This window comes from Rhizobium hidalgonense (assembly GCF_002914525.1).
Taxonomy (GTDB): domain Bacteria; phylum Pseudomonadota; class Alphaproteobacteria; order Rhizobiales; family Rhizobiaceae; genus Rhizobium; species Rhizobium hidalgonense.
The window spans coordinates 1-22,307 of sequence record NZ_LODW01000059.1 but is presented as its reverse complement, the minus strand read 5'-3'; the positions used below and the strand labels follow the sequence as shown (position 1 = coordinate 22,307).

At 59.4% G+C, this 22,307-nt stretch carries 22 protein-coding genes and 1 pseudogene; 6 read left to right on the top strand and 17 right to left on the bottom strand.

Annotated features, from left to right (window positions below; genetic code table 11):
• Positions 1-25: 25 nt before the first annotated feature.
• The gene (locus ATY29_RS17520) at positions 26-844 is read right to left on the bottom strand and encodes a sugar phosphate isomerase/epimerase family protein (RefSeq protein WP_097532849.1); all 819 of its coding nucleotides are present in this window, start codon (positions 842-844) and stop codon (positions 26-28) included.
• A 278-nt stretch (positions 845-1,122) separates the two neighbouring features.
• On the opposite strand from ATY29_RS17520, the gene ATY29_RS17515 reads away from it, so the two are divergent.
• The gene (locus tag ATY29_RS17515; RefSeq protein WP_097532848.1) at positions 1,123-2,271 is read left to right on the top strand and encodes a Gfo/Idh/MocA family protein; all 1,149 of its coding nucleotides are present in this window, start codon (positions 1,123-1,125) and stop codon (positions 2,269-2,271) included.
• The gene (locus ATY29_RS17510) at positions 2,268-3,203 is read left to right on the top strand and encodes an alpha/beta hydrolase (RefSeq protein WP_097532847.1); all 936 of its coding nucleotides are present in this window, start codon (positions 2,268-2,270) and stop codon (positions 3,201-3,203) included. The genes ATY29_RS17515 and ATY29_RS17510 overlap by 4 nt, the downstream gene beginning before the upstream one ends.
• 21 nt (positions 3,204-3,224) lie before the next feature.
• Here ATY29_RS17510 and ATY29_RS17505 read toward each other — a convergent pair whose 3' ends face one another.
• Positions 3,225-4,259, bottom strand: coding sequence for a LacI family DNA-binding transcriptional regulator (locus ATY29_RS17505; RefSeq protein WP_097532846.1), 1,035 nt, complete (start codon positions 4,257-4,259; stop codon positions 3,225-3,227).
• A 570-nt stretch (positions 4,260-4,829) separates the two neighbouring features.
• Between ATY29_RS17505 and ATY29_RS17495 the strand changes: the two genes are divergently transcribed.
• The 3 genes from ATY29_RS17495 to ATY29_RS17485 all read left to right on the top strand — a co-directional run bounded on the left by ATY29_RS17495 (position 4,830) and on the right by ATY29_RS17485 (position 7,955).
• Positions 4,830-6,077, top strand: a complete 1,248-nt coding sequence (locus ATY29_RS17495; RefSeq protein ID WP_003572554.1) for an ABC transporter substrate-binding protein — start codon at positions 4,830-4,832, stop codon at positions 6,075-6,077.
• A gap of 88 nt (positions 6,078-6,165) precedes the next feature.
• Positions 6,166-7,104, top strand: coding sequence for a carbohydrate ABC transporter permease (locus ATY29_RS17490; protein WP_003572555.1), 939 nt, complete (start codon positions 6,166-6,168; stop codon positions 7,102-7,104).
• 5 nt (positions 7,105-7,109) lie between these two features.
• On the top strand, positions 7,110-7,955 hold the full coding sequence (locus ATY29_RS17485; RefSeq protein ID WP_097532844.1) for a carbohydrate ABC transporter permease: 846 nt from the start codon (positions 7,110-7,112) through the stop codon (positions 7,953-7,955).
• Positions 7,956-7,983: 28 nt separating this feature from the next.
• Here the strand turns inward: ATY29_RS17485 and ATY29_RS17480 are convergent, their stop codons facing one another.
• From ATY29_RS17480 to ATY29_RS17415, 15 genes and pseudogenes are all read right to left on the bottom strand, one after another.
• The gene (locus ATY29_RS17480; protein ID WP_097533072.1) at positions 7,984-8,805 is read right to left on the bottom strand and encodes an HAD-IIB family hydrolase; all 822 of its coding nucleotides are present in this window, start codon (positions 8,803-8,805) and stop codon (positions 7,984-7,986) included.
• Positions 8,806-8,819: 14 nt separating this feature from the next.
• Positions 8,820-9,605 (bottom strand): DeoR/GlpR family DNA-binding transcription regulator, encoded by a 786-nt coding sequence (locus ATY29_RS17475; RefSeq protein ID WP_097532843.1) that lies wholly within the window; start codon positions 9,603-9,605, stop codon positions 8,820-8,822.
• A gap of 9 nt (positions 9,606-9,614) precedes the next feature.
• Positions 9,615-10,364: a glycerophosphoryl diester phosphodiesterase gene (locus ATY29_RS17470; protein WP_097532842.1), complete on the bottom strand. Its 750-nt coding sequence runs from the start codon at positions 10,362-10,364 to the stop codon at positions 9,615-9,617.
• 52 nt (positions 10,365-10,416) lie between these two features.
• Positions 10,417-11,463 (bottom strand): sn-glycerol-3-phosphate import ATP-binding protein UgpC, encoded by a 1,047-nt coding sequence (locus tag ATY29_RS17465; RefSeq protein WP_097532841.1) that lies wholly within the window; start codon positions 11,461-11,463, stop codon positions 10,417-10,419.
• A 1-nt stretch (position 11,464) separates the two neighbouring features.
• Complete coding sequence (gene ugpE / locus ATY29_RS17460; RefSeq protein ID WP_064844154.1) at positions 11,465-12,313, bottom strand: sn-glycerol-3-phosphate ABC transporter permease UgpE; 849 nt, start codon at positions 12,311-12,313, stop codon at positions 11,465-11,467.
• A gap of 12 nt (positions 12,314-12,325) precedes the next feature.
• Positions 12,326-13,210 (bottom strand): sn-glycerol-3-phosphate ABC transporter permease UgpA, encoded by an 885-nt coding sequence (gene ugpA / locus ATY29_RS17455; protein WP_003572567.1) that lies wholly within the window; start codon positions 13,208-13,210, stop codon positions 12,326-12,328.
• Between the two features lie 67 nt (positions 13,211-13,277).
• Positions 13,278-14,600, bottom strand: a complete 1,323-nt coding sequence (gene ugpB, locus ATY29_RS17450) for a sn-glycerol-3-phosphate ABC transporter substrate-binding protein UgpB (RefSeq protein ID WP_097532840.1) — start codon at positions 14,598-14,600, stop codon at positions 13,278-13,280.
• Positions 14,601-14,994: 394 nt separating this feature from the next.
• Positions 14,995-15,945, bottom strand: a complete 951-nt coding sequence (locus ATY29_RS17445) for a sugar kinase (RefSeq protein WP_003572570.1) — start codon at positions 15,943-15,945, stop codon at positions 14,995-14,997.
• 18 nt (positions 15,946-15,963) lie between these two features.
• Positions 15,964-16,779: a carbohydrate ABC transporter permease gene (locus tag ATY29_RS17440; protein WP_097532839.1), complete on the bottom strand. Its 816-nt coding sequence runs from the start codon at positions 16,777-16,779 to the stop codon at positions 15,964-15,966.
• Positions 16,779-17,720 (bottom strand): carbohydrate ABC transporter permease, encoded by a 942-nt coding sequence (locus tag ATY29_RS17435; RefSeq protein WP_097532838.1) that lies wholly within the window; start codon positions 17,718-17,720, stop codon positions 16,779-16,781. The genes ATY29_RS17440 and ATY29_RS17435 overlap by 1 nt, the downstream gene beginning before the upstream one ends.
• Complete coding sequence (locus ATY29_RS17430) at positions 17,720-19,048, bottom strand: ABC transporter substrate-binding protein (protein ID WP_097532837.1); 1,329 nt, start codon at positions 19,046-19,048, stop codon at positions 17,720-17,722. Before ATY29_RS17430 ends, ATY29_RS17435 begins: the two co-directional genes overlap by 1 nt.
• Before the next feature lie 55 nt (positions 19,049-19,103).
• Positions 19,104-19,781 (bottom strand): GntR family transcriptional regulator, encoded by a 678-nt coding sequence (locus tag ATY29_RS17425; protein WP_003572574.1) that lies wholly within the window; start codon positions 19,779-19,781, stop codon positions 19,104-19,106.
• A 7-nt stretch (positions 19,782-19,788) separates the two neighbouring features.
• A complete protein-coding gene (locus tag ATY29_RS17420; protein WP_097532836.1) occupies positions 19,789-20,673 on the bottom strand; it encodes a dihydrodipicolinate synthase family protein in 885 nt (294 codons plus the stop codon).
• A 519-nt stretch (positions 20,674-21,192) separates the two neighbouring features.
• A complete protein-coding gene (locus ATY29_RS36415; RefSeq protein WP_133118155.1) occupies positions 21,193-21,420 on the bottom strand; it encodes a hypothetical protein in 228 nt (75 codons plus the stop codon).
• A gap of 237 nt (positions 21,421-21,657) precedes the next feature.
• Positions 21,658-21,780: pseudogene (locus ATY29_RS17415) on the bottom strand (LysR family transcriptional regulator); the annotation flags it as partial.
• A gap of 32 nt (positions 21,781-21,812) precedes the next feature.
• On the opposite strand from ATY29_RS17415, the gene ATY29_RS37745 reads away from it, so the two are divergent.
• Positions 21,813-22,001: a DNA cytosine methyltransferase gene (locus tag ATY29_RS37745; protein ID WP_244597417.1), complete on the top strand. Its 189-nt coding sequence runs from the start codon at positions 21,813-21,815 to the stop codon at positions 21,999-22,001.
• Positions 22,002-22,307: the final 306 nt, after the last annotated feature.

Below are 22,307 nucleotides of genomic sequence, written 5' to 3'. Positions count from 1 at the left end.
GGCCAGACCGGGGAAACGCAGTCGGCTAAAACCCCAGTCGTCGAAGCGTCTCGCGGTTCTTGCGAACCGCCGCGGCAGGATCGGTTCCGGCATGGTCCGATTCTTCCTCTACTACGATCCAGCCGGCGAACAGCGGTGCCTCCCGAACGGCCGAAATCACAGCAGGCACATTGCAGACACCTTCGCCGAGCATTACCCAGATCCCGCCGGCGTCGACATCCTTCAGATGCACGTAGCGGATGCGGTCCCGGTGGGTCGAAAGCGTATCGTCGACCTGTTGGCCGCCACGCAGAATATGGCCGGTATCCGGCACCCAACCTACCCGCGGATCCAGCAGAGCAAACAGCCGATCATAGTCGTTGCGGGTGAAGAGCAGCGTATTGTGGTGCGAGGAAGGGTGGACGGCAACGGCGACGCTGGCCGAGCGTCCGATCTCGGTCGCCCGATTATAGCACTCAGCCGCAATCGCGAATTTCTCATCACGCCGGCCGTCCGAAACGACGGTGGCCGAGCCCATCGACACCATCGCACCGGGAAAGTGCGCTACGAAATCTACCCATCGCCGCGCCGCCTCCAGATCGGAGGCAATCTTTTCCGCCACCGTGAAGCCGCTGCCCGAGCCGAAGGCAAAGGAAACCAGCGTCAGGCCGGCAACCGCGAGAGTCCGGGCGAAGTCGGCGGGCCTAAGCGCGTAGTAACCGATCATCGTGTCGGTGATTTCGAGACCGGCATACCCGCCATCGGCGATGGCGCGCACCAGATCATCCGGCCCGCCGCGCCAGCCCTTACCCAGCATTTCCCAGGTGAATGTCTGGCAGCCGATCTTCAGCTCAGCATTGTTCATATCTTGGTCCTGACCTACTCGTTTTTGACAGCCGATATCGAAGTCGGAGCGAAGCCGATCATTGTGGGCATTGGCGCCCACCTTGCAGAAAGTCACCCTTCACGAGGCGGTCGAGATCGCGAACGGAGAGTTCGTCATCGGATCTTACGACGCCTGCCAACGTCTTGTCATTTCGTAGGGGAAAATGTTAGCGTGCGTCAACATAATTTCTTCCTCGCGCCTCCGACGCAAAAAATCCCCAACTCTCCGAGCACGAAACGGCAAGGTCAGGTTCTTAGATGGCACAGGCGAATAATATGAAACTTAGAATCGGCGTTGTGGGATGCGGCAGCATTTCGCTCGCCTATATGCGCAACGCGCCGCTGTTTCGCGGCGTCGAAATCACCGCCTGCGCAGATCTCAACGCCGACGCCGCCAAGCGCCGTGCATCTGAGTTCAATTTGCGTGCGGCCGACGTCGATGATCTGATCGACGACAAGAACATCGACCTCGTCCTCAACCTGACGATTCCGGCTGCACATTTCGATGTCTCGATGCGGGCGCTGTCGGCGGGCAAACATGTCTTCACCGAGAAGCCGCTCGGCGTCACGGCCGCGGAGGGACGCCGATTGGTGAACGCGGCCGCCGAAAAGAGCCTCATGCTCGGTTCGGCGCCCGACACGTTCCTGGGGGCGGCCGGACGTCATGCCCGGTGGCAGATGGAGGCCGGCGCCATCGGCAAGCCGGTGACGGGAACAGCCTTCATGATGGGCCGCGGCATGGAGCACTGGCATCCGGATCCATGCTTCTATTACCAGGCCGGGGCAGGCCCGGTCATGGACATGGGTCCCTATTATCTCACGATGATGGTCAATCTGATGGGGCCGATCCGCCGCGTACAGGCCGTCGCTACAAGCGGGCAGAAGGAGCGGCTGATCACCGCCGAGGGGCCGAAGCAGGGCACCACATTCAAGGTTGGCACGCCGACCAGCGTGCTTTCGCTGCTGGAATTCGACTGCGGCGCCACGGTCACCTTCGGCACTTCGTGGGACGTGTTCCGCCACTCGAACCACCCGATCGAGCTGCACGGCACCGAAGGCTCGCTGCGCCTGCCCGACCCGGATAATTTCGGCGGCCGCGTCGCGTTCTCCAGCCGGGGCGCGCCCTGGCAGGAAACGGATACATCAGGCGCACTCTTCGGCGCGGTCAATTGGCCGGTCGCAGCGCCTGATCGTGCTAACTATCGCATGCTTGGTCTTGCCGATCTCGCGCGCGCCATCATCGAAGGTCGTGCGCCCCGTGCCTCGGGCGAGCTCGCGCTGCATGTGCTCGACGTCATGGAGGCAATCCTTCGCGCCGGTGAAACCGGTGTCGCGCAGACCATCCCCGGGACTGTCGTGCAGCCGAGGGAATTGAAAGAAGACGAAGCAAGGAGCTTGCTGGCATGACGCAACTGGATGGATCTGCAAGACTTGCACTTGAATGGCCGGGCGATCCGCAAGAGCCTGTGGAAAGCTGCACGCCGGCGCTGGCGAGGCGACAGTATCTAAACAGTTTCGCAGACATCCAGTGGCCGCTCGAAGACGTGGCGGAGGTCCGGGAAAGGTATGCCGGCGCAATCAGGTTGAAGATATGGCGCGGCCGAAGCGCGCCGCGCCAGGCAGCGCCCGCCATGCTTTATCTCCATGGCGGCGGATTTGTGATCGGCGCACCGGAAACCCACGAGGATATTTGCCGGAGCCTCGCCAATATGGCCGGCGCCGTCGTGGTTTCGCCCGACTACCGCCTCGCCCCGGAACATCCCTTTCCGGCAGCGATCGAAGACTGCGCAGCGACACTCGTCTGGATGACGGATCAGGCTGACGCACTCGGCGTCGATCCCTTGCGAATTGTCGTCGCCGGTGATAGCGCCGGCGGAAATCTCGCCGCCGTCATCGCTCTGCTCGCACGCGACGGACAGGTGCCTGATATCATCGGCCAGGTGTTGCTCTATCCGGTGACCGACCAGTTGCAGGTTGCCGACAGCTATTCACACTACGCATCAGGTTTCGGCCTGACCGCAGCGGCGATGAAATGGTTTCGAGACCACTATCTGCCGCAAGCCGGGAGCATGGTGGACTGGCGGGCCTCGCCGCTAAGCGCGGCGTCGCTGACGGGTGTGGCACCGGCCTTCGTCATCCTTGCCGGACACGACGTGTTGTTCGACGAAGGCGCCGCCTATGCCGAGCGGCTCCGTTCCGAAGCGCAGGCCATAAGCCGGACCTGGCCCGGACAGATCCATGGCTTCGTATCGAAAAGACGAGCCATTCCGGAGGCCCAAGAGGCCATTGAAGCCATTGCAATGGCGTGGCGCGGCATGGACCCTGCGCTTACCCGCTGAAGCCGTAGCCGCGATTGGATCTCAAGCCGAGTCGCGCATAACAAGCGTCGCTTCGAGGATCACCTTGTTCGTCGCGGGTGTCGTTCCGTCGTCCTCGCTCTCGATGTGCGCCAGTAAAAGCTCCACGGATTTCGCGGCGATTTCGGACGCATTCTGAGCCATGGTCGTCAGCGACGGACAGGTATATCGGCTCAACGGGTGGTCGTCGTGCCCGGCAATGCGCACGTCACAGCCATCGTTGCGGCCGATCTTCAGTCCCGAAGCGAATGCCGCCGCCATCGCGCCGAAAGCGAACCGGTCGTTTGCGCAGAGAAGCGTTTTGCCGGGAAGGCTGCCTTTCGCGAGCATCCTCTGCATCTGCTCGTATCCGAGGCGCTCGAACTCCCAGGAGGGTGGCGCGTCGCAATCGATGACCAGCGGCGAATGTCCCTCCCTCACCATGGTCGCGCGGTAACTCGCCTGCCGTTCGCCGGCATTTTCCGTCATATGCGGGATTTCCAGGAATATCGGTGGCTCACCGGACCGGCAGAGATATTGCACGATGGCTGCCATGCTTTGCGCATTGTCGTTGCCGACATAAGGAAGGTCAGCGCTGGCAGGATTGTCGAAACAGACGACTGGAATCGCATCCTTTAATCTTTCCAACGCGGAACGGCGCGAACCGGCTCCGAGCGGCGCCACGATCGCGCCGGCGACCTTCAGCGAGAGCAAGGTCCTGACCGCCTCCGCCTCCAATTCCGGCCGCGTGTGCGAAGAGATCTGGACAGGCCAGAACCCCTTTTCGCGCAACTCCAGCTCGATCAGCGAAACGACTTGCACATAAAAGGGATCCGACATGGTCGGGACAAGAATCCCGATATTCCTGGTCCGCTTGCGATTGAGGTGCCGCGCGAAAAGGTTGGGCTCGAAATTCGACTTCTTGAGAGCCGCCTCGATCCGCTTGCGGGTCACCTCCTTGATCTGCGAGGGATCATCGAAAAACTTCGACAATGTCGGACGCGATACGCCAGAGGCGGCCGCGAAGTCGTCCATCGATTTATAACTCTTCTTGGCCATTCAGTTCCTATCGGAGGGGCGACGACACGCTGGATCGCAATGATCTCACATCGGCAGCAAATTCATCGACGCGCCAAATCACGCATGGGGCAATTTGTACAGCACGATCTGCTTTCCGGATTTTTCGGAACTCGCCGGGCAAGCCGGCGTCATCTATCATCTTCGGTACCACCAACGCCTGTCTTTCGAAAATCGAAATATTTTTCATTTGTGCCTTGGGCAAGCCTGCGCCGCGTGATTGCACAATGGGCTTGTTTCAGGCCCTGAATTCAAATCTGCAGTCGGGAAACCATGGCGCCGCGTATTTCGTTTTGCTGGGCAAACTTTCATTTGTTTACGAAAGTAAAGAAAAAATGCGTCACAAGCAACACAAATGCTGCAAAAAATCAGCAGCGACGTACACATACTTCGTTCAGTTATATCAATAACTTAACATACGAAACACCGTGAATGCCGGCTTGCCGTTTTTTCCCTATGACAGTTCTTCATTGACAGGCGGGGACCTCAGGGACCCTACTTTGCCTACGATCTTGAGGAGGATCGATTAACTGAAATCTCTGGGAGGCACACATGAAAATCAGAAAATTCGGCGTGACGATGCGGGCGGCCGCCGCTGTGTGGGCGCTTTGCGCCACATCGGCGTTTGCCGACACCACCATCGAATTCATTCAATGGTGGGAACCGGAAATGCCGTCCGGTGCGCTCCGCGGCATCATGAACGATTTCGAGGCAGCCAACCCCGGCATCAAGGTGACGCTGGTCAGCGGACCCTATGCCACGACGCGTGACCAGATCGTCGTCGGCGCCGCCTCCGGAACGCTGAGTGATGTGGTGGGCCTGGATGGCGCCTGGGTAAACGGGCTTGCCAAGCAGGGCGCGATCGCCTCCATGGACGAACTGATGGACCAGGCGAAATACGACAAGAGCCAGATCACCGATATCGTCAAGGTGGACGGCAAAAGCGTGATGTTCCCGTTGGCATCCTTCGTCTATCCCGTCTTCGTCAACCTCGATATCGCCAAGGCATCCGGCGTCGACAAGCTGCCGACCACCCGCACGGAATTTGCCGAAGCTGCGAAGAAGATGACCGATGCGCCGAAGAACCAGTATGGCTGGGTGCTGCCGCTATCGCTGCAGTCGCCGAGCGGCATTCAGAACGACGTGATGTCCTGGGTCTGGGCCTCCGGCGCCTCGATGCTGAAGGCTGGCAAGCCCGACCTCGAAAATGACGCTGTCGTCGGCACGCTCGACTATATCGCCTCCCTCAACAAGGCAGGCGTTATTTCTCCCGGCATTTTCGCCAAGAAAGAACAGGACAAGGTCGAGGAATTCGTCAATGGCCGCGTCGGCATGATGGTCGATTCCCTCGCCCATGTGAACCTCATCCGCGAGCGCAATCCGAAACTCAAGTTCGGCATCTCCGCCTTGCCGGCCACCGATGGCTATACCGGCAAACGCGGCATGCCCTATGCCTCCTGGGGCATCGGCATCAGCGAGGGCAGCAAGCATAAGGAGGAAGCCTGGAAGCTTGTGGAATATCTGATGAGCCCTGACGTCAATGGCCGCCTGGTGTCGATTGCCAACGCCTTCCCCGGCAACGTCCATGCCAAGCCGGACTTCGTCAAATCTGACCCGATCTTTGCGGAAGCTTTCAAAATCTTCCAGAGCGGCTATCCTGCAAACGAATTCGTCGGCCTTCCAGTTGCCGAAGAGCTGATGCGCGACATGAATGTGGAAGTTCAGAAGATGTTCGACGGTGGGCAGTCAGCCAAGGATGCCGCTGCCAATACCGAGAAGGCGTGGCTCGCAAAGTTTTAAGCACGTCGCTTTCACGAGATCACCGGCAGCATAACCTGACGCTGCCGGTGCAAGTCGTCAATCTCGGCAGAATGGGAAGTTACTGCTCATGAATCATTCCGCTCCGGCTCTGGTCGCTGCCCAAGTCAAAGCGCGAGGGAAAAGAAGGTTTCGTTACAGCACTTTGAGGAAGCTGGTGCCGTATTTCTACGTGTCGCCGGCGACCTTGCTGCTGGTTCTGCTGATGCTGTTCCCGATGGTGATGGTCCTCAAATATTCATTGATGGACGGCGCCATCATGAAAAAGGACGCGGCCTTCGCAGGGGTGCAGAACTATCTGACCATCTTCGAGAATCCGGTCTTCTGGCAGTCGGTGGTGCAGACGCTTTATTTCACGATCATGAGCGTCGTCTTCCACTTCATCATCGGCTTGGCCTTCGCGCTGCTGTTGAACACCAACCGCGTCGATCCGCTCATCCGCAGCATCCTGCGTGTGCTCTTCATCCTGCCCTGGCTGTTCACCGCCGTCATCATCGCCATCATCTGGCGCCTACTGCTCGACCCGAACGGTGTCGTCAACAGCGTGCTGATGGCGCTTCATATCATCAATTTTAAGGTCGAGTGGTTCTCCTCCACACGCACCGCCATCCACGCTTTGACCTTCGCAAATATCTGGGCGGGTTATCCGCTCTATATGGTCAGCCTGCTTGCCGGCCTCCAAGGCATTTCGAAGGAGCTTTATGAGGCAGCCGGCATCGACGGCGCCAACGAGCTGGAAAAATTCTGGTACATCACCATTCCGCAACTGATGCCGATCATCATCAGCATCGCGCTTCTCGACTTTATCTGGACGATGCAGGTTTTTCCGCTCGTCTGGATGACGACCGGCGGCGGTCCGATCTATTCGACGGAAGTGCTCTCCACCTTCACCTACAAGCTCGCCTTCTCCCAATATGAATTCTCTCTGGCTTCGGCCAGTGCAATGATCATCCTCATCATTTCGATGAGCGTCACCTACTTCTACATCAAACACCAGCAGCGCAGGTGACCGCCATGGCAAAGCGTTCCTTCAAGAGCTCGGCACTGCCGACCATCCTGACTTATCTCGGGCTTGTGGTCGGCCTCATCTTTTCGACATTCCCGATCGTCTGGATGTTTTTCAGCTCGCTGAAATCGAATACGGAAATCTTCGCTCTTCCGCCGCGGCTATTGCCGGAGGATTTCACGGTGGCCGCTTATCTGACGATCTTCAACGATCCGGTGAAAGTGCGGTTCTTCATCAACAGCTACTTCGTCGCCGGCGTCGTCACCTGCCTGACCCTCGTCATCGCGATCCTGACTGCCTACGGCTTCAGCCGCTATCAGTTCCGCTTCAAGAACACCTTGAACATCTTCATCATCAGCACGCAGACCGTTCCGCCGATCACCCTTCTCATCCCCTATTTCGGCATGGTCGTCGCCTTCAGGATCTTCGATACGTATCTCGCACTGATCCTCACCTATATGGTCTTCACGCTGCCTTACGCCGTCCTGCTGATGACCGGCTACCTCAACACATTGCCGAAGGAGCTGGACGAGGCCGTGCTCGTCGACGGCGGCTCGAGCTGGACAGCGCTCTGGCGCGTCATCGTTCCCGTCTCCATCCCCGGGATCGTCGCCACCGCGGTCTATACGTTTCTGCTGGCGTGGAACGAATTCCTCTTCGCCCTGACGCTGACAAAATCGATGGACCTCAGAACCGTTCCGATCGGTATCCAGCTGCTGATGGGCCAGCACGCTTTCGAATGGAATGAAATGATGGCGATGAGCGTGCTCGGCTCCCTTCCCCTCCTGGTGCTTTACCTGGTTGCCCAACGCTATTTCCTGGCGGGTATGACCGCCGGCTCGGTCAAAAGCTGATGGTGGCCTGGCTACCAGCCCGTCGAGGCTAGAGCTCATTCTTCCCAGGTATTGGGGCGTGCCTCTCGGCGACCGCGTGCAGGATCGTCCGGGCAATATCGGCAAAGCCGAGGCCGGCGGGTTGCGACGAGACCCACTTCGGCGCGTGCTGCAATTGTGACAGGACCGGGATGATGTTGTTGACGCCGAAGGAGTTGCGGATAAAGCCGAACATCGGCGCGTCGTTTCGAGAGTCGCCGACAAAGGCGGTAACGGCTGGCGTCTCCGCCGGATCAACACCAAACAGCCCGGTTAGAACCCGCTCGCTCATCGACCGCTTGTTGTAGTCGCCGATCCAGGTGTTGATGTGGATGGAACTGATCGCCACCGTTCCGCCGATAGCTCTGATGCTGGAGGCGAGATCCTCGACGTCATGCGGATCGTGACCCTGTATGTCGATTGCGACATCCGCCAGCCGGAAGACCTGATCGTGGGCGATCCTGAACGGCCTGCTCTTTTGCGCGATCAGCGCTTTGATCGCCTGAATGTGCTGGCGTTGCCGCTCACCTTGCAGCGCGGCGTCCTCCCAATAGGCGAAGACGACATCGCCATCCCGGCGGGTCACGCAATATGCGCCGCTTTCGCCGATGACGGCGGCCACCGGCCAGGCGCGGACGATATGTTCGCACCAGCCGGCTGAACCGCCCGTGACCGGCACGACGGCAATGCCGGCCCGGCTGAGATCCCACAGCGCCTCGTAGGTTTGCGGCAGGAGCTTTCCCTCTGTCGTCAGCGTATCGTCGATGTCGGTGAACAGGTAACGCACTTCCTGCAGTTCCCGCGCTGATGGCGCCCGGTCTACGTAGCTTATGTCGTCTACGGAGCTCATGTTGTCTCCTCGCTGCATGTCACCACTTCCAAGCCGCTTTCGGCGAGAGCATTGGCGGCCGACGCTTCGCCAGGAAGCCGGTCCGTGTAAAACCGGGTGAGTTTGCTGAATGGCGCAACCCGCACGGAGGCGGTGCGCGTCCACTTGCTGACGTCTGCCGCGAGAAACTTCGTTTGTGAATTTTCTAAAAGCGCGTTGGTGATCTGGGCTTCGCTATAGCTGAAATCCATCAGGCCGGTGAGCGGGCTCAGAGCACCTGCGCCGACCACCGCGTGGGTTGCATAGAATTTTTCGATGAACCGGATCACATCGGTGCCGACCACGTCGCGGTCATCGTGACGCAGAAGACCGCCGGTCAAATGGACCTCGACACTCGGCGCGTCGCAAAGGCTCAAGGCGACATGGATGTTGTTAGTGATCACCGTCAGACCCTGGTGATCGCGCAGCGCGTCAGCAACAAATTGGACCGTGCTGCCGATCCCGAGGAATACTGTCGCCTCCGCTCCAATGTCGGCTGCGACGCGCCGTGCGATAAGCCGCTTGGCCCGCCGGTTGAGCTGGGCGCGTGCATTGAGCGAGATGTTGCTGCCCTCGACCGGCAGGTCGACGCCGCCGTGGAAGCGGCGCGCATGCCCCAGATCGCACAAAGCATTGATATCGCGCCGAATGGTCTGCGTCGTCAAATCGTACCGCCGTGCCAAGTCCTCGATGTACTGAACACCTTCGGTCTCGATCAGCCCAAGGATCTCGCGTTGTCGGCTCGATATGATCCGCTGCCCCATCGCCGCTCCTTAGGTGAGGTAGACACTGGGGTCGTCTGTTATCACGCCGGCCAAACCCGCGTCCCAGAAAGATGCGAGCCGCTTTGGATCGTTGCAGGTCCACGCCCGAACCTTGATGCCGCAACGGACGGCCTCTTCGAGAAAGCCGATACTCAGAGCCTTATAGTCAAGATGGATGGTCGATGCCGGGATCGACCGAAGGATATCAAGCCAATCCGCAGGCACCCTACTCCACAGCATGGCGAGTTCGTAGCTTGGATCGAGCGCATGCATTCCTCTCAGCGCAGCCGCATCAAAGCTCGAGATCATGATCCTGGTGTGCGGTGCCCGCGCCTTCAGATGTCGGTCGACGATGTTTACCAACTGGTCGAGCGATTTGTGATGGGCATGCTGCTTGATCTCGACATTGGCGTTGAGGCCCAATTCGCCGAGTGCCGAAACGACGCTCGCTAGCGTCGGCAGCGGTTCGCCCATAAATTGCGGGGCAAACCATGCGCCGGCATCGATAGCCTTGAGATCCGACGCTGTGAGGTCTGCGAGATTTCCCTTTGACGACGAGCAGCGGTCAATGGAAACATCGTGGATCACCACCGGAGTACCATCCCCCAGAAGTGCGACGTCGAGCTCGACCCATTCAGCGCCTTGTTCGGCGGCGGCACGGAAGGCTGCAATGGTATTTTCGGGCGCCACGGCTGAGGCGCCGCGATGGGCCTGAACTTCACTGCGTGTCGGGCCGGATCGCGGCTCTACGGGCGTCATCGTCTCATCTCTTTCGTCGTTTTCTGCTGAATGAACAAATGAAAATCCTGCGTCAATCCGTGCGTTTTCCGGTATCGCTGTTAAAGGGGTGCATCGCGTCAACGCGGGCGAAAACGTCGATATTCGCATTCTCGGCAAAGTCCGGGCGACCCGGTACGGTCAGGACAACTGTCCGCTGGCTCTTACCCAATCGCACATGCAGATGGCTTTCTCCGCCGATCGGTTCGAGCAACTCGACCGTCGCATTCAGGCGAACGGTAGGCTCCACCGGCTTGATGACGAGCAAGGCGTCGGGGCGAAGGCCGACCATGTCGGTGCCGGCAGGCAATACCAGGGTGCCTGCACTATCAGCGGCCCTCACCACGTCGACCGGCACAAGGTTCATAGGCGGCGAGCCGATGAAGCTGGCGACAAACAAACTCGCCGGCCGGTCGTAAACCGCCACGGGCGTGCCGACCTGTTCGACAAGCCCGCCGTTCATCACCACCAACCGATCTGCAAGGGTCATTGCTTCAAGCTGGTCGTGGGTGACGTAGATGCTGGTCGTCTTCAAACGCCGTTGCAGCCGGCGGATCTCGACGCGCATCTGCACTCGCAATTTGGCATCGAGATTGGACAGCGGCTCGTCGAAAAGAAAGGCGGCCGGCTCGCGGACGATGGCGCGTCCCATCGCCACGCGCTGACGCTGCCCGCCGGAGAGTTCGCGCGGTTTGCGATCCAACATCGGCCCGATTTCGAGGATCTCGGCGGCTTCCGCCACCCGGCGGTTGATTTCGGCCCGTTCAGTGCCGCGGTTTTTCAAACCATATTCGAGATTTCCGCGCACCGTCATGTGCGGATAAAGCGCATAATTCTGGAAGACCATCGCAATGTCGCGGTCGGCCGGTTCTGCCTTGTTCACGTTGCGGCCGGCAATCTCGACATCGCCTTCGCTGATCGTTTCCAGCCCGGCGACCATGCGAAGCAGGGTTGATTTGCCACAGCCGGAGGGGCCGACGAGCACGATGAGTTCGCCGTCCGCCACCGACAGGTTGATGCCTTTGACAGCCGGAACGGCGCCATAGTTCTTCTTGACGTCGATGATATTGATCGTGGCCATTTCATTTCTCCGTTTCGACCAGGCCTTTGACAAAAAGGCGTTGCATGGCGACGATGACGAGGACGGGTGGCAGGGCAGCCAGAATGACGGCCGCCATCACAAGGTTCCAGCGCGGCTCGGCATCGGCGACCGCTGCCATGCGCTGAATTCCCATCACGACGGTGTAGAAACTCTGGTCGGTGGTTATGATGAGCGGCCAGAGATACTGGTTCCAGCCGAGCACGAAGAGGATGATGAAGAGCGCTGCGATGTTGGTGATCGACAGAGGCAGCAGAATATCACGGAAGAACTTCATCGGCCCCGCCCCGTCGACACGGGCGGCTTCCATCAGTTCGTCAGGCACTGTCAGAAAGAACTGACGAAACAGGAAGGTCGCCGTTGCCGAGGCGATCAGCGGAATGATGAGGCCGCCGTAATTATTCAGCATTCCGAGGTCGGCGACCACCTTATAGGTCGGCACGATGCGAACCTCGACCGGCAGCATCAGCGTGATGAAGATCATCCAGAATGCCAAGGTCCGAAACGGAAACCGGAAATAGACGATGGCAAAGGCCGAAAGGATCGATATGGCGATCTTCCCGACGGCGACGCCGACCGCCATAATCAGCGAGTTGATCATCATCGGCCCGATCGGCGGCGCTCCCGAGCTTGTCATCCCGGAAGAGAGCATCGTCGAATAGTTCTCGATGATGTGGCTGCCCGGGGTCAGCGGCACGACGCCTGACAGGAAGTCATTGGGACCGTGGCTCGATGCGATGAAAGCCACGTAGACGGGAAACACGACGATCGTGACGCCGAGGATGAGAACAAGGTGGGCCAGGAAATTTAGGAAAGGGCGATTTTCAACCATCCTTAAGCTCCCTCAATATTGCACGCGGCGTTCGATGAAGCGGAACTGCACCGCCGTAAGGGCGACGACGATCACCATCAGAATGACGGACTGGGCCGCCGACGAGCCCAGATTCAGTCCGATGAAGCCGTCGAAGTAGACCTTGTAGACCAGGATCTCGGTTGCGCGCGCCGGCCCGCCCTGGGTGGTCGCATGAACGATGCCGAAAGTATCGAACATCGCGTAGACGATATTGATGACGATCAGGTAGAAGGTCGTCGGCGAGATCAGCGGGAAGACGATCGTCCAGAAACGCTTCACAGGACCGGCCCCATCGATGGCCCCGGCTTCCTGAAGCGAGCGCGGCACGGATTGCAGCGCAGCCAGGAAAAACAGGAAGTTATAGGATATCTGTTTCCAGGTCGCGGCAATCACGATGAGGATCATCGCATCGTCGGGATTGATCAGATGGTTCCAACTGACGCCCATCGCGCGCAGCATATAGGCGACGATGCCGATCGACGGATTGAACATGAACCACCAGAGAATACCGGCAATCGCCGGGGCGACCGCATAGGGCCAAATCAGCAGAGTCGAATAAATTCGAGAGGTGCGGAGCACCCGCATTGCCGCGGCAGCCAGGAGCAGCGCGATCGCCGTTGACAGCACCGTTACCAGAATGGCGAAAATGAGGGTGTGGCCGAAGGCATTGATATAGATCGGATCGGCAAAAAGCCGACGGTAGTTTTCGAACCAGACGAAATTCGTTTTGAAGCCGAAGGCGTCCTGGCGCAGGAAGGATTGCCAGAATGCAGTTGCGGCGGGCCAGAGGAAGAATACCACGGTCACGAATATCTGCGGGGCAATGAGCAGGTAAGGTAAAAGCTTGTTGGGAAATACGGTCCGTTTGGTTTGCATGAGTCCTCACACTGACGGATTAAAAACGGGGGCCGGTCTTTTTCATCAGCCCCCGTCGTGATGCCCATTAGTTGGCGGACTCGAAATCGCGAAGCTGTTCGTTGCCGCGTGAAACCACCGCATCGACTGCTTCCTTCGCCGTCTTCTTTCCGCCCAGCAATGCGGCAAACTCATCGTCGATGATGCCACGCACCTGGACGTAGTTGCCGAAGCGGATGCCCTTGGAATTGTCGGTGGGCGTCACCCGCGTCAGTTGCTTGATGCCGATATCGGAGCCGGGGTTCTTCTCGTAGTAGCCCTGATCCTGGCCGAGCTTGTAAGCAGCTTCGGTGATCGGCAGGTAGCCGGAGAACTGATGCCAATCGGCCTGAACTTCGGGTTTCTGCAGGTATGTGAAGAACTTCGCCACGCCCTTGTATTCCTCTTCCGGACGGCCCTTCAGCGTCCAGAGCGTGGCACCGCCGATAATCGAATTGAGCGGCTGCTTGATGACGTCATCATAGAAGGGAAGCGGTGCAAAACCGACCTTGAAGCCTTTCGCGTTGTTGATCACGCCAGCCCGGCCGGCCGACGAGTTCATATACATCGCGCATTCCTGCGAATAGAACATCGGGGGCGCGTTGTCGCCGCCGACAGGTCCACCGAATTTGAAGAGGCCTTCGTCCTGCCACTTCTTCAAGTTGTCCCAGTGACGGATCGTCAGATCGTTGTTGAAGGTGAATTCGGCGTCCAGGCCGCCAAAGCCGTTGGCCTTGGTGGAGTAGGGTTTGTCGTGCAGGGCATTGAGATTTTCGGTCTGGATCCAGGAGATCCAGGCGCTGGTGAAGCCGCATTTGGCAGCACCTGATTTCATGATCGTCCGCGAGAAGGATTCGACCTCCGCCCATGTTTTCGGCGGTGTTTCCGGATCAAGCCCGGCCTTCTTGAAGACGTCCTTGTTGTAATACATGATCGGCGTCGAGGAATTGAACGGCAAAGACAAGACGTTGCCGCTGGTGTCTGAGTAATAACCGACGACAGGGGCAATGAATTTGCTCTGGTCCCAGGCCTCGCCTTCGTCTTTCATCAGCTGGTAAACGGGATAGACCGCACCCTGGGCTGCCATCATGGTGCCGGTGCCGACTTCATAAACCTGTACGATTGCCGGTTGCTGGTTGGCGCGAAACGCGGCGATCGCACCCGTCAGCGTCTCGTCATAGGTGCCCTTGTAGACCGGCACGATCTCGTAATCGGACTGAGATGCGTTGAACCCCTTGGCGATCTGTTCAAGCTTCGCGCCGTTCTCGCCGCCCATCGCGTGCCACCACTGGATCTTCGTGGCGGCCATTGCCGGAACGGATAAGAACAGGCTGGTCAATCCTGCCGACAGGAAAAAAGCGATCTTGTTCATGTTCACTCCCACTTGTTGTCGGTCCGCAACCTCCCGCTACGAACGTGAGCCGATGCTAACAGGCGATCTTCACTTTGCAACAATCAAATGTTCAAATGAACATTTGATTGTTGCACAACGACAGATCAATCTCTGTAGGAGCGACGACCCCCTCATTTCTACGTGAGGCTGCGCCTGCCAGAAATTGATTTCAAATGTTGATCAGCGATGTGGCTGAGCGCACTTGTTGCCGGCGCAAAAAGCGTGATCGCAAGGCTATCCATTCGGGCGATTGAAGGCTGCCGGCCTTTAGCTGATTCCTGCTTTGTGGCTGGCAATTGATGGCGCACTTTCGTAAACTCGGCTTTGAAGCCTCATATGCGTCGCTCCTGCGATCTGCCTGCTGTCGGGGACATCAACCATTCCATTGCCGCAGGGCATCGCAGACCTCCGCTCTGGTGGGCGCGCCTGTACGACCGCCGAACACCTGGCATTTGAGCGCCGCCGCCATGGACGACAAGCGCATCGTCTCTAGGATCGGCAAGCTTTCGGCGATAGCCAGCGCGAAAGCGCCATGGAAGATATCACCTGCTGCGAGCGTATCGACCGTCCTCACCTTGGGAGCGGCGAGATGGACGATTTCGCCGGTTCGGTCATCGAACCAGAAGCACCCGTTTTCGCCTGCCGTGACGCTGATGAAGGCATGCGCGAACTTTCGCTTCAGAAGGCGGACGGTCCCGACGAGTTCGGTAGTTCCGGTAAGGCGCTCGGCGGCCGGCTGCGAGAACACGATGTGGCTGGCAGCCGGTGCCAGCATTTCGATGACGCCCTCGCCTGCAACGTCGCCATCGAGAATGGCCGGCTTGCCCGCCTCTCGGGCCGCCGACAGCGTCCGCAATGCAAGCTTTGGCCAACGAACGTCGACCAGCACCGCATCGAAAGCGGATACGTCCTGCTTTGCGACCGGCTTGACCACCTCGTGCAGGGCCGCATCGTAGAAGGGCACGATCAGGCGCTCGCCCTGATCATCGACAAGGATCGTCGAGACGGCCGAGCGGGCGCCTGCCACACGGACCATGCCGCTGGTATCGATACCGCTATTGCCGAGGTCGGCGATGATGCGATCGCCGGTTTCATCATCACCGACCGCACCCCAGAGGCTGGCATTACCACCCAGCCGGGCGACCGCAAAGGCCGCACTCGACGCCATGCCCTCGGCGACCTGCAGCATATGGTAAGGCAGAATTTTGCCCTGGCCAGTCGGCAACGAGCGCACGCGAAACAGCGTGTCCAGGACGGCAGCGCCGACACATAAAACGCTGCGCGCCGAACCGGAAGGCGGGTCTAAGGCAGAAGAAGTCGTCACGGCTGTCGTCTCATCGGCTCACTTGACGGCGCCGGCCGTCAGCCCCGCCACGATCTGCCGTTGCGCAAACACCGTCAATATCAGCACAGGTAAGGTGACGATCAAGGCGGCCGCGGCAAGCGGTCCCCAACTGACCTGTTCAAAAGATAGCATGTTGTAGACGGCGACCGGAAGCGTGCGCGTTTCGCGGCTGGCAAGCACGATGCCGAAGACGAAGTTGTTCCACGAGAAGATCACCGACAGGATGAAGGCGACGACAATCCCGGGCCTGGCGATCGGCAAGGCGACCAGGCGGAATGTCTGCCAGGGTGTGGCGCCGTCGATGCTTGCAGCCTCTTCCAGCTCCATCGGCGTCGTCTCGAAATAACCGATCATGATCCAGACGACGATCGGCACTGTGACAACGAGATGGATGATGATCTGCGGCATCAGCGTGCCGAGCAAGTTCAGCCATTGGAACAGCAGGAAGAGCGGGATCAGGAAGGAAAGGCCGGGCGTCATGCGCGCGATCATGATGACCATTGCGGACTTCTCCGCCTTCAGCCGCGCGATGCCGTATCCGGCGGGTACGCCGATCAGCAGTGCCAGAAGCGTCGCGGCACCCGTCACCAGCACCGAATTCCAGAGATAGAGGAAGAAGTTGTTCTCCTCAAAGACCTTCAGATAGTTCGTCCAGGCGAAACGCTCCGGAATGAAGATCGGCGGATAGGCGCCATTGTCGATCTCGTATTTCAACGACAGCGAGATCATCCAGAGGAAGAACAGGACGACCGGCGAGATCATCACCAGCGCAACAAACAACAGTCCGATGCGATCGAGTGTCTTGCGGTTCATCAGCGTGCCTCCCCGTCGGTCCAGTTGGCGCGCTGCCGGAGCATCAGAAGGACGAAGGAGAGCAGGACGATGAGGACGAAGAAGACCACCGCCATGGCCGAGCCATAGCCGATATCGTAATAGGCGAAAGCGGTGTTGTAGAGATAGATATTGATCGTTTCCGAGGCCGTGCCCGGGCCGCCCTGGGTCATGGCATAGATAATGTCGAAGCTCTTCACCGCATCGATGCTGCGGATGATCACCGCGATCATCAGGAACGGCGCGATCATCGGCAGCGTCAGATAGCGGAATTTCTGCCAGACATTGGCGCCGTCGATCTCGGCACTTTCATAGGGCTCGCGCGGAACCGCCGCCAGGCCGCCTAGCACAATCAGCATGATCAGCGGCGTCCATTGCCAGGTTTCGACCAACACCAGCGAGGGGATGACGCTGCTCTGATTGTAGATCCACTCCTGGGGGCCGATGCCGATGAAGGAAAGAAGATAATTGAGCACGCCGAGCTGCGGATGGAACATCATGGTCCAGACAAGGGCGATGGCGACCGGTGTCGCCATCATCGGCATCACGAAAATGCCGCGCAGAAGGCCGCGCAGCGGAAATTGCGTATCAAAAATCAGCGCGGCGAGCGTCCCCAGAAAAAGGGGCGCCACCACGGAGAGCGTCGTATAAAGCACCGTATGCCACAGCGACTCCCAGAAGCGCATGTCGACGGCCAGCCGGGCATAGTTGTCCAGCCCCGCGAAGACCTGGGACTGGCCGAGCGTCCAGCTGTTGACGCTCATCCAAAGGGTAAAGACCCATGGAAAAACGATGACCGCCGCAATGACGATCAGCGCCGGGATAACGAAGGGCCAGTAATTGGGAGCAACGCGACCCGCGTTGCTCCTTGCCCTCGAGGCGGCCTTGGCGGCTGCGGCCGTTTCGATGCTTGCCGAGGCCATTATCCCTCGCTTTTCGCCAGGACGGGTTCGAACTGTGCCGTCGCGGCCTTGAGCTCTGCCTCAGGATCGGCGCCGCCGATCATGTTGGTGAGGCCGACGCCATAGATGTCACGGAACTCGGTGACCGGAATGATGACCGGCAGCGCGAGCTGCGAGATCTTGCCGGAACCGACGACGGCATCCAGCCAAGCGCCCGGCATCTTGACGCCTTCGCGAACCTTCGCATCCTCCAGCACGGACTGGCGGAAAGGAACTCCGGCGCCGGCCTGCAGCAGGCGGGCGCCCATGTCATGCGAAATCGCCCATTGGCAGAAGAGATAAGCTGCTTCCTTGTTCCGGCTGGCCGCGACGACCCCAAGCCCGTCGCCAAAGGTGCCGGCGGCCTGTGCCTTCGGGCCTTTCGGCATGATGCCGTAACCGACCTGGCCGACGACGCGCGATTTTTCCGGATTCTCGATCGGCGGCGCAAAGCCGACGCCATCCAGCCACATGCCGATCTTGCCCTGCAGGAAGGCCGACTGGGCCTCGGCCCAGTTGAAGCCGGAGACCCCGGGAGGCGCGGTTTTGGTCATCAGCTTCTGGTAAAGCTTGGCCGCATCGATCGCTTCCGGCGATGTCGTGCGCAGCTTGCCGTCAGGGCCGAGCGGGCTCGAGCCGTAACCAAGCAGCAGCGACGTCCAGACCGGCGTATTGGCGTTCTTCAGGCCGCGGGCAACGAAGCCGTAGGTGTTGGTCGAGGGATCGGTGAGGGCTTCGGCCGCACTTGCCAGCTCTTCGAACGTCGTCGGGTAGGAAAGCCCCTTCTTCTCGAACAGCGCCTTATTCCAGTAGATGATCCAGTAGTCGACCGAGAAGGGAAGAGAACGCAGAACACCTTCGGCGTCCTTGGCAAAGGCGAGGCCGGCTTCGGCGAAATCACCCTCGGTCAGGGATGGATCGGTCAGCGAGGGATCCTTGAGGAACCCACCGATATCGGCAAGCCAGCCGCCCTTTTCGAACTGCCGCTTCTGGACGTGATAGCTCATATGCACGACGTCGAAACTCGGTTTGCCGGAGCTGAGTTCGATCGTCGTCTTCTGGCGCTGCTGCTGCTCCGGTGTCGCTTCGGCATTGACCTTGATGCCGGTGAGCTCCTCGAATTCGGGCAGGTACTTCAGAAGGATTTCGCTGCGCGGGCTCTTGACCAGGTTGACTTCGAGCGTGGTGCCGGCGAAGCGCTTCCAGTCGACGGCAGCAAATGCCGAGCGCATGCCGAGCATGCTACTGGCCCCAAGCGCGGCCGTGCCCGCCAGAAAGCCTCTGCGCGTCGGGTTCGAAAATGATGGCATGTGATTCCTCCTCCTTTTGCCGTCGATCTCCTCATCTCCGGCTGATTATTCCCGATTATATCCTCAGCGCACGATCCCTTGCACCGTTGATGTGTGCGACAAGGCTGTTGACGGCGTCCTCCGCCGATCGTCGTTCGATCGCCTCGAGCACCTTCAGGTGCTCGCCCATGACAGGCCCGACGTGACCGTCGATGCGAAACCGGTCCTGGCTGATCAGGCGCATCTTGATCGAGTTCACGCGGTAGGCGTTCGAGATGATAGTGTTGCCAAGCGCATCGATAAAGGCGTCGTGCATGCCCCAATCGACGGCCTGCGCGCGCAGTTCCAGCTCATGCGAGCCGTCGCCGCTGCGAATGGCGTCGGCGATATCGCGATGCTGCTTCAAAAGCCTTGCGATCGTCTCGTCCGACGCGGACCGGGTGAAGAGCGCCACGGCCTCCTTCTCCAGGAACACGCGTAGCTGGAATGCCTCGCGGATGAGATTGAGATCAATGTGAGCGATCTGCAACCCCCGCTGCGGCACGGTCTTGATCAGCCCTTCGGCTTCAAGCCTGGGGATGAGTTCACGGATAGCGCCGAGCGTCAGTCCCGTCAGTTCCACGAGGCGGCGCTGGGAAACGAACTGGCCGGGACGCACGTCACGCGCAAGAAGATGGCGCGTGAAGCTCGCATACGCCTTTTCCCGCAGCGTCGGCTGCTCGTCCGTTCCGTCCATCGCCTCTTCCCGAAACATGCCTGACCTATGCCGCTTGCGACTGAAAAAGCTTATCGAAAGCCAGAGCAAGCCGCGACTGTCCTTCGCCGGATAGTGAAGCAAGCGGCGGACGAACCGCAAGCCAGATTTCCTCCGACATCACGTGCGCCACCATCGCCTTCACGGCGGGGACAACAGGATATTTCAGAAGTTCGGCCACGAAACCCTCGATGCGGGGGTCGTCCTTGCCTTCTTCGGCCATCAGCTTGACGTCGCGGGGTACGAAATTCGCCATCCCAGAGATCGCCCCCTGGCCGCCGAGCCGCACGCCTTTGGCGAGATGTCGTTCATCACCCACCAGGATGATGAGATCGCCATGCGCCTTGAGCAGGCTTTCGGTATACGGCCAGTCGCCGGACGAATCCTTGACGCCGGCCACGATATCGGGGAAGGCGGTCCGCAACCGTCCGATCAGCGACACGGTCAGCGGAACCATGGTGAGCGAAGGAAGGTTGTAGACGATGATGTCGCGCGCCTTGTCGCCTAGCATGGCGAATACCGCCGAAAACCACTGGAAGACGCCATCGTCACTAACGTTCTTGAAATAGGATGGCGGGGCAAGAAGGATATTGCGAGCGCCGTTGGAAAGCGCATGATCGGCCTGCATCGCCGCATCCTCGGCGGCGTCGACCAGCACGCCGACGATGATGTTCTTCGCCGCGATCCCGGCATTGAGAAAGGCCGCGAAGACGCGGTCACGTTCCCGGCTTCCGATCGAGGAGCCTTCCCCCGTCGTCCCGAACAGCGTGACGCTCGAGCACCCGGCCGCAAGGCATCGCCTCGCCTGCGCGATCATAACATCGATCGCGATATCGCCGTTACCGTCGAACGGCGTGGCGAGAGCGACTGACAGCCCAAATTTCTGGGTCAAATAAATCCCTCCCGATTGCTGGAGATTAGATGTAGCAGGCTGACATGTTAGCTGTAAAGAGGTGATTGCGTACTACAACGCCTGGGAGGTGGTGGTCCCGCTCCTCCACAATGTCCTTTTGCACCCCCGAAAAGGCCCCAAAGTATCTGGAATCGATGTCCCCCGTGGGCATCGCTCGCAGTGGAAATAGTCCGATCCACAGACACGGAGCGCCGATCGCGGTCACTGCGAATGCGGGATGGGATGCCGCCCGAAGGCTGAGGTCGAGTGCTCGAGTCTCATCGGATGCACCACTCGCCTTCGACGCTGCAGGTCAGGCAAGAACGTCCTGTGGTGGTAAGCCCGCGAAGGTTTGCGCCTATAGATAAGGTCTTGCGGTTTCTCCGCGTTAAGTTTGAACGCGAGTGCGGGGGCCGCCGGAGGTAATAGGCGGACACCGATCCAGTCGACCTGGTCATGGGAAGTCTTGACTTGCCTCAGTGCCGATAACGGTAATCTTCGGCCCCCTCAAGATGGCGCTTACGGTCTTCCTTCATGAGATCCCAAAGCTTCAGATCTACGTTCCTGCCGAAGGTCTTCTGCATGTGAAGACTGCCCCATAGCCATAAATGCACCCCCAATTGCGTAAAATGAAATAGCTACCACGGTCGGACGTAAACGTCCAAGGAAGCGAACTAAGTGTAAGCTTCCGCTCATTTTTTCAGGATTACTTCCTTTCATGGTGGCGACCGCGAGCGTGATCTGCAAGCGTTTTCCGGCCAGCGTGTAGCGTCTACACGATCAATGCATGAAGATAAGGACGTAAAGACACGCACTGTCGCGCGCTGATATGGAGCGCAAACTGTCCAAGTGGTGATGAAGCGCCATGAGCTGCGCACCGAATGGGCCCAGGATCTCGGCATCGGCATCCGTAGCCGGTCTGACGTGGACTGTGGCATCGCCCTGCAGGATCGGCTAATAGTTGTTTCGTCCATTTCCCAACCTTCATCCTCGGTAGCGCAGCGCGTCCACCAGGACCGAGAACGCCGCCGAAGGTTGCCGCCTGCTCGGGTAGTAGAGGTGGTAGCCCGCGAACTGCGGGCACCAGTCCTCCAGAACGCGCACGAGGTCTGCCATGCCAGCCCTACTCGATCGAGGGCATGGGTCGAGGCAAGGATGACCCGCGCGACCTGCTGTTGGAAGGAGCGCGAGCAGTCGACGAGATCAGGCCGCGAAGCTTCGTATTCGAGAACGTCGTGGGGTTGCTGCATGCGAGGCACGCTGATCACCTCGGAAACTTCCTCAAGCGACTGAAGAAGACCGGCTATATGGTTCATCGTTCGACTTGAAGCGGAAGACTACGGTGTTCCTGAGGAGCGCACGCGCATTCTTATCGTGGGCATGTCGGCCGAGCACATGGGCGGGTTCCGCGCCCCGCCGCGGTTCCCCGAATGGCGGACCAATCTCGGTGACGCCCTAGGAGAGATGATGGCTGAGCTAGGGTGGCAGGGTGCGAAGGCCTGGGCCGAGGCTCGTCGCCAGACGGTGGTCGTTCGGGACGGCGTAGAGCTGAAAGGCGCCCTTGCTGCGCGGCGACAATCACGGTGAGATTCGTATTGCCTCACCCAAGAGTGTTCCCAGAGAATAATGTCGTT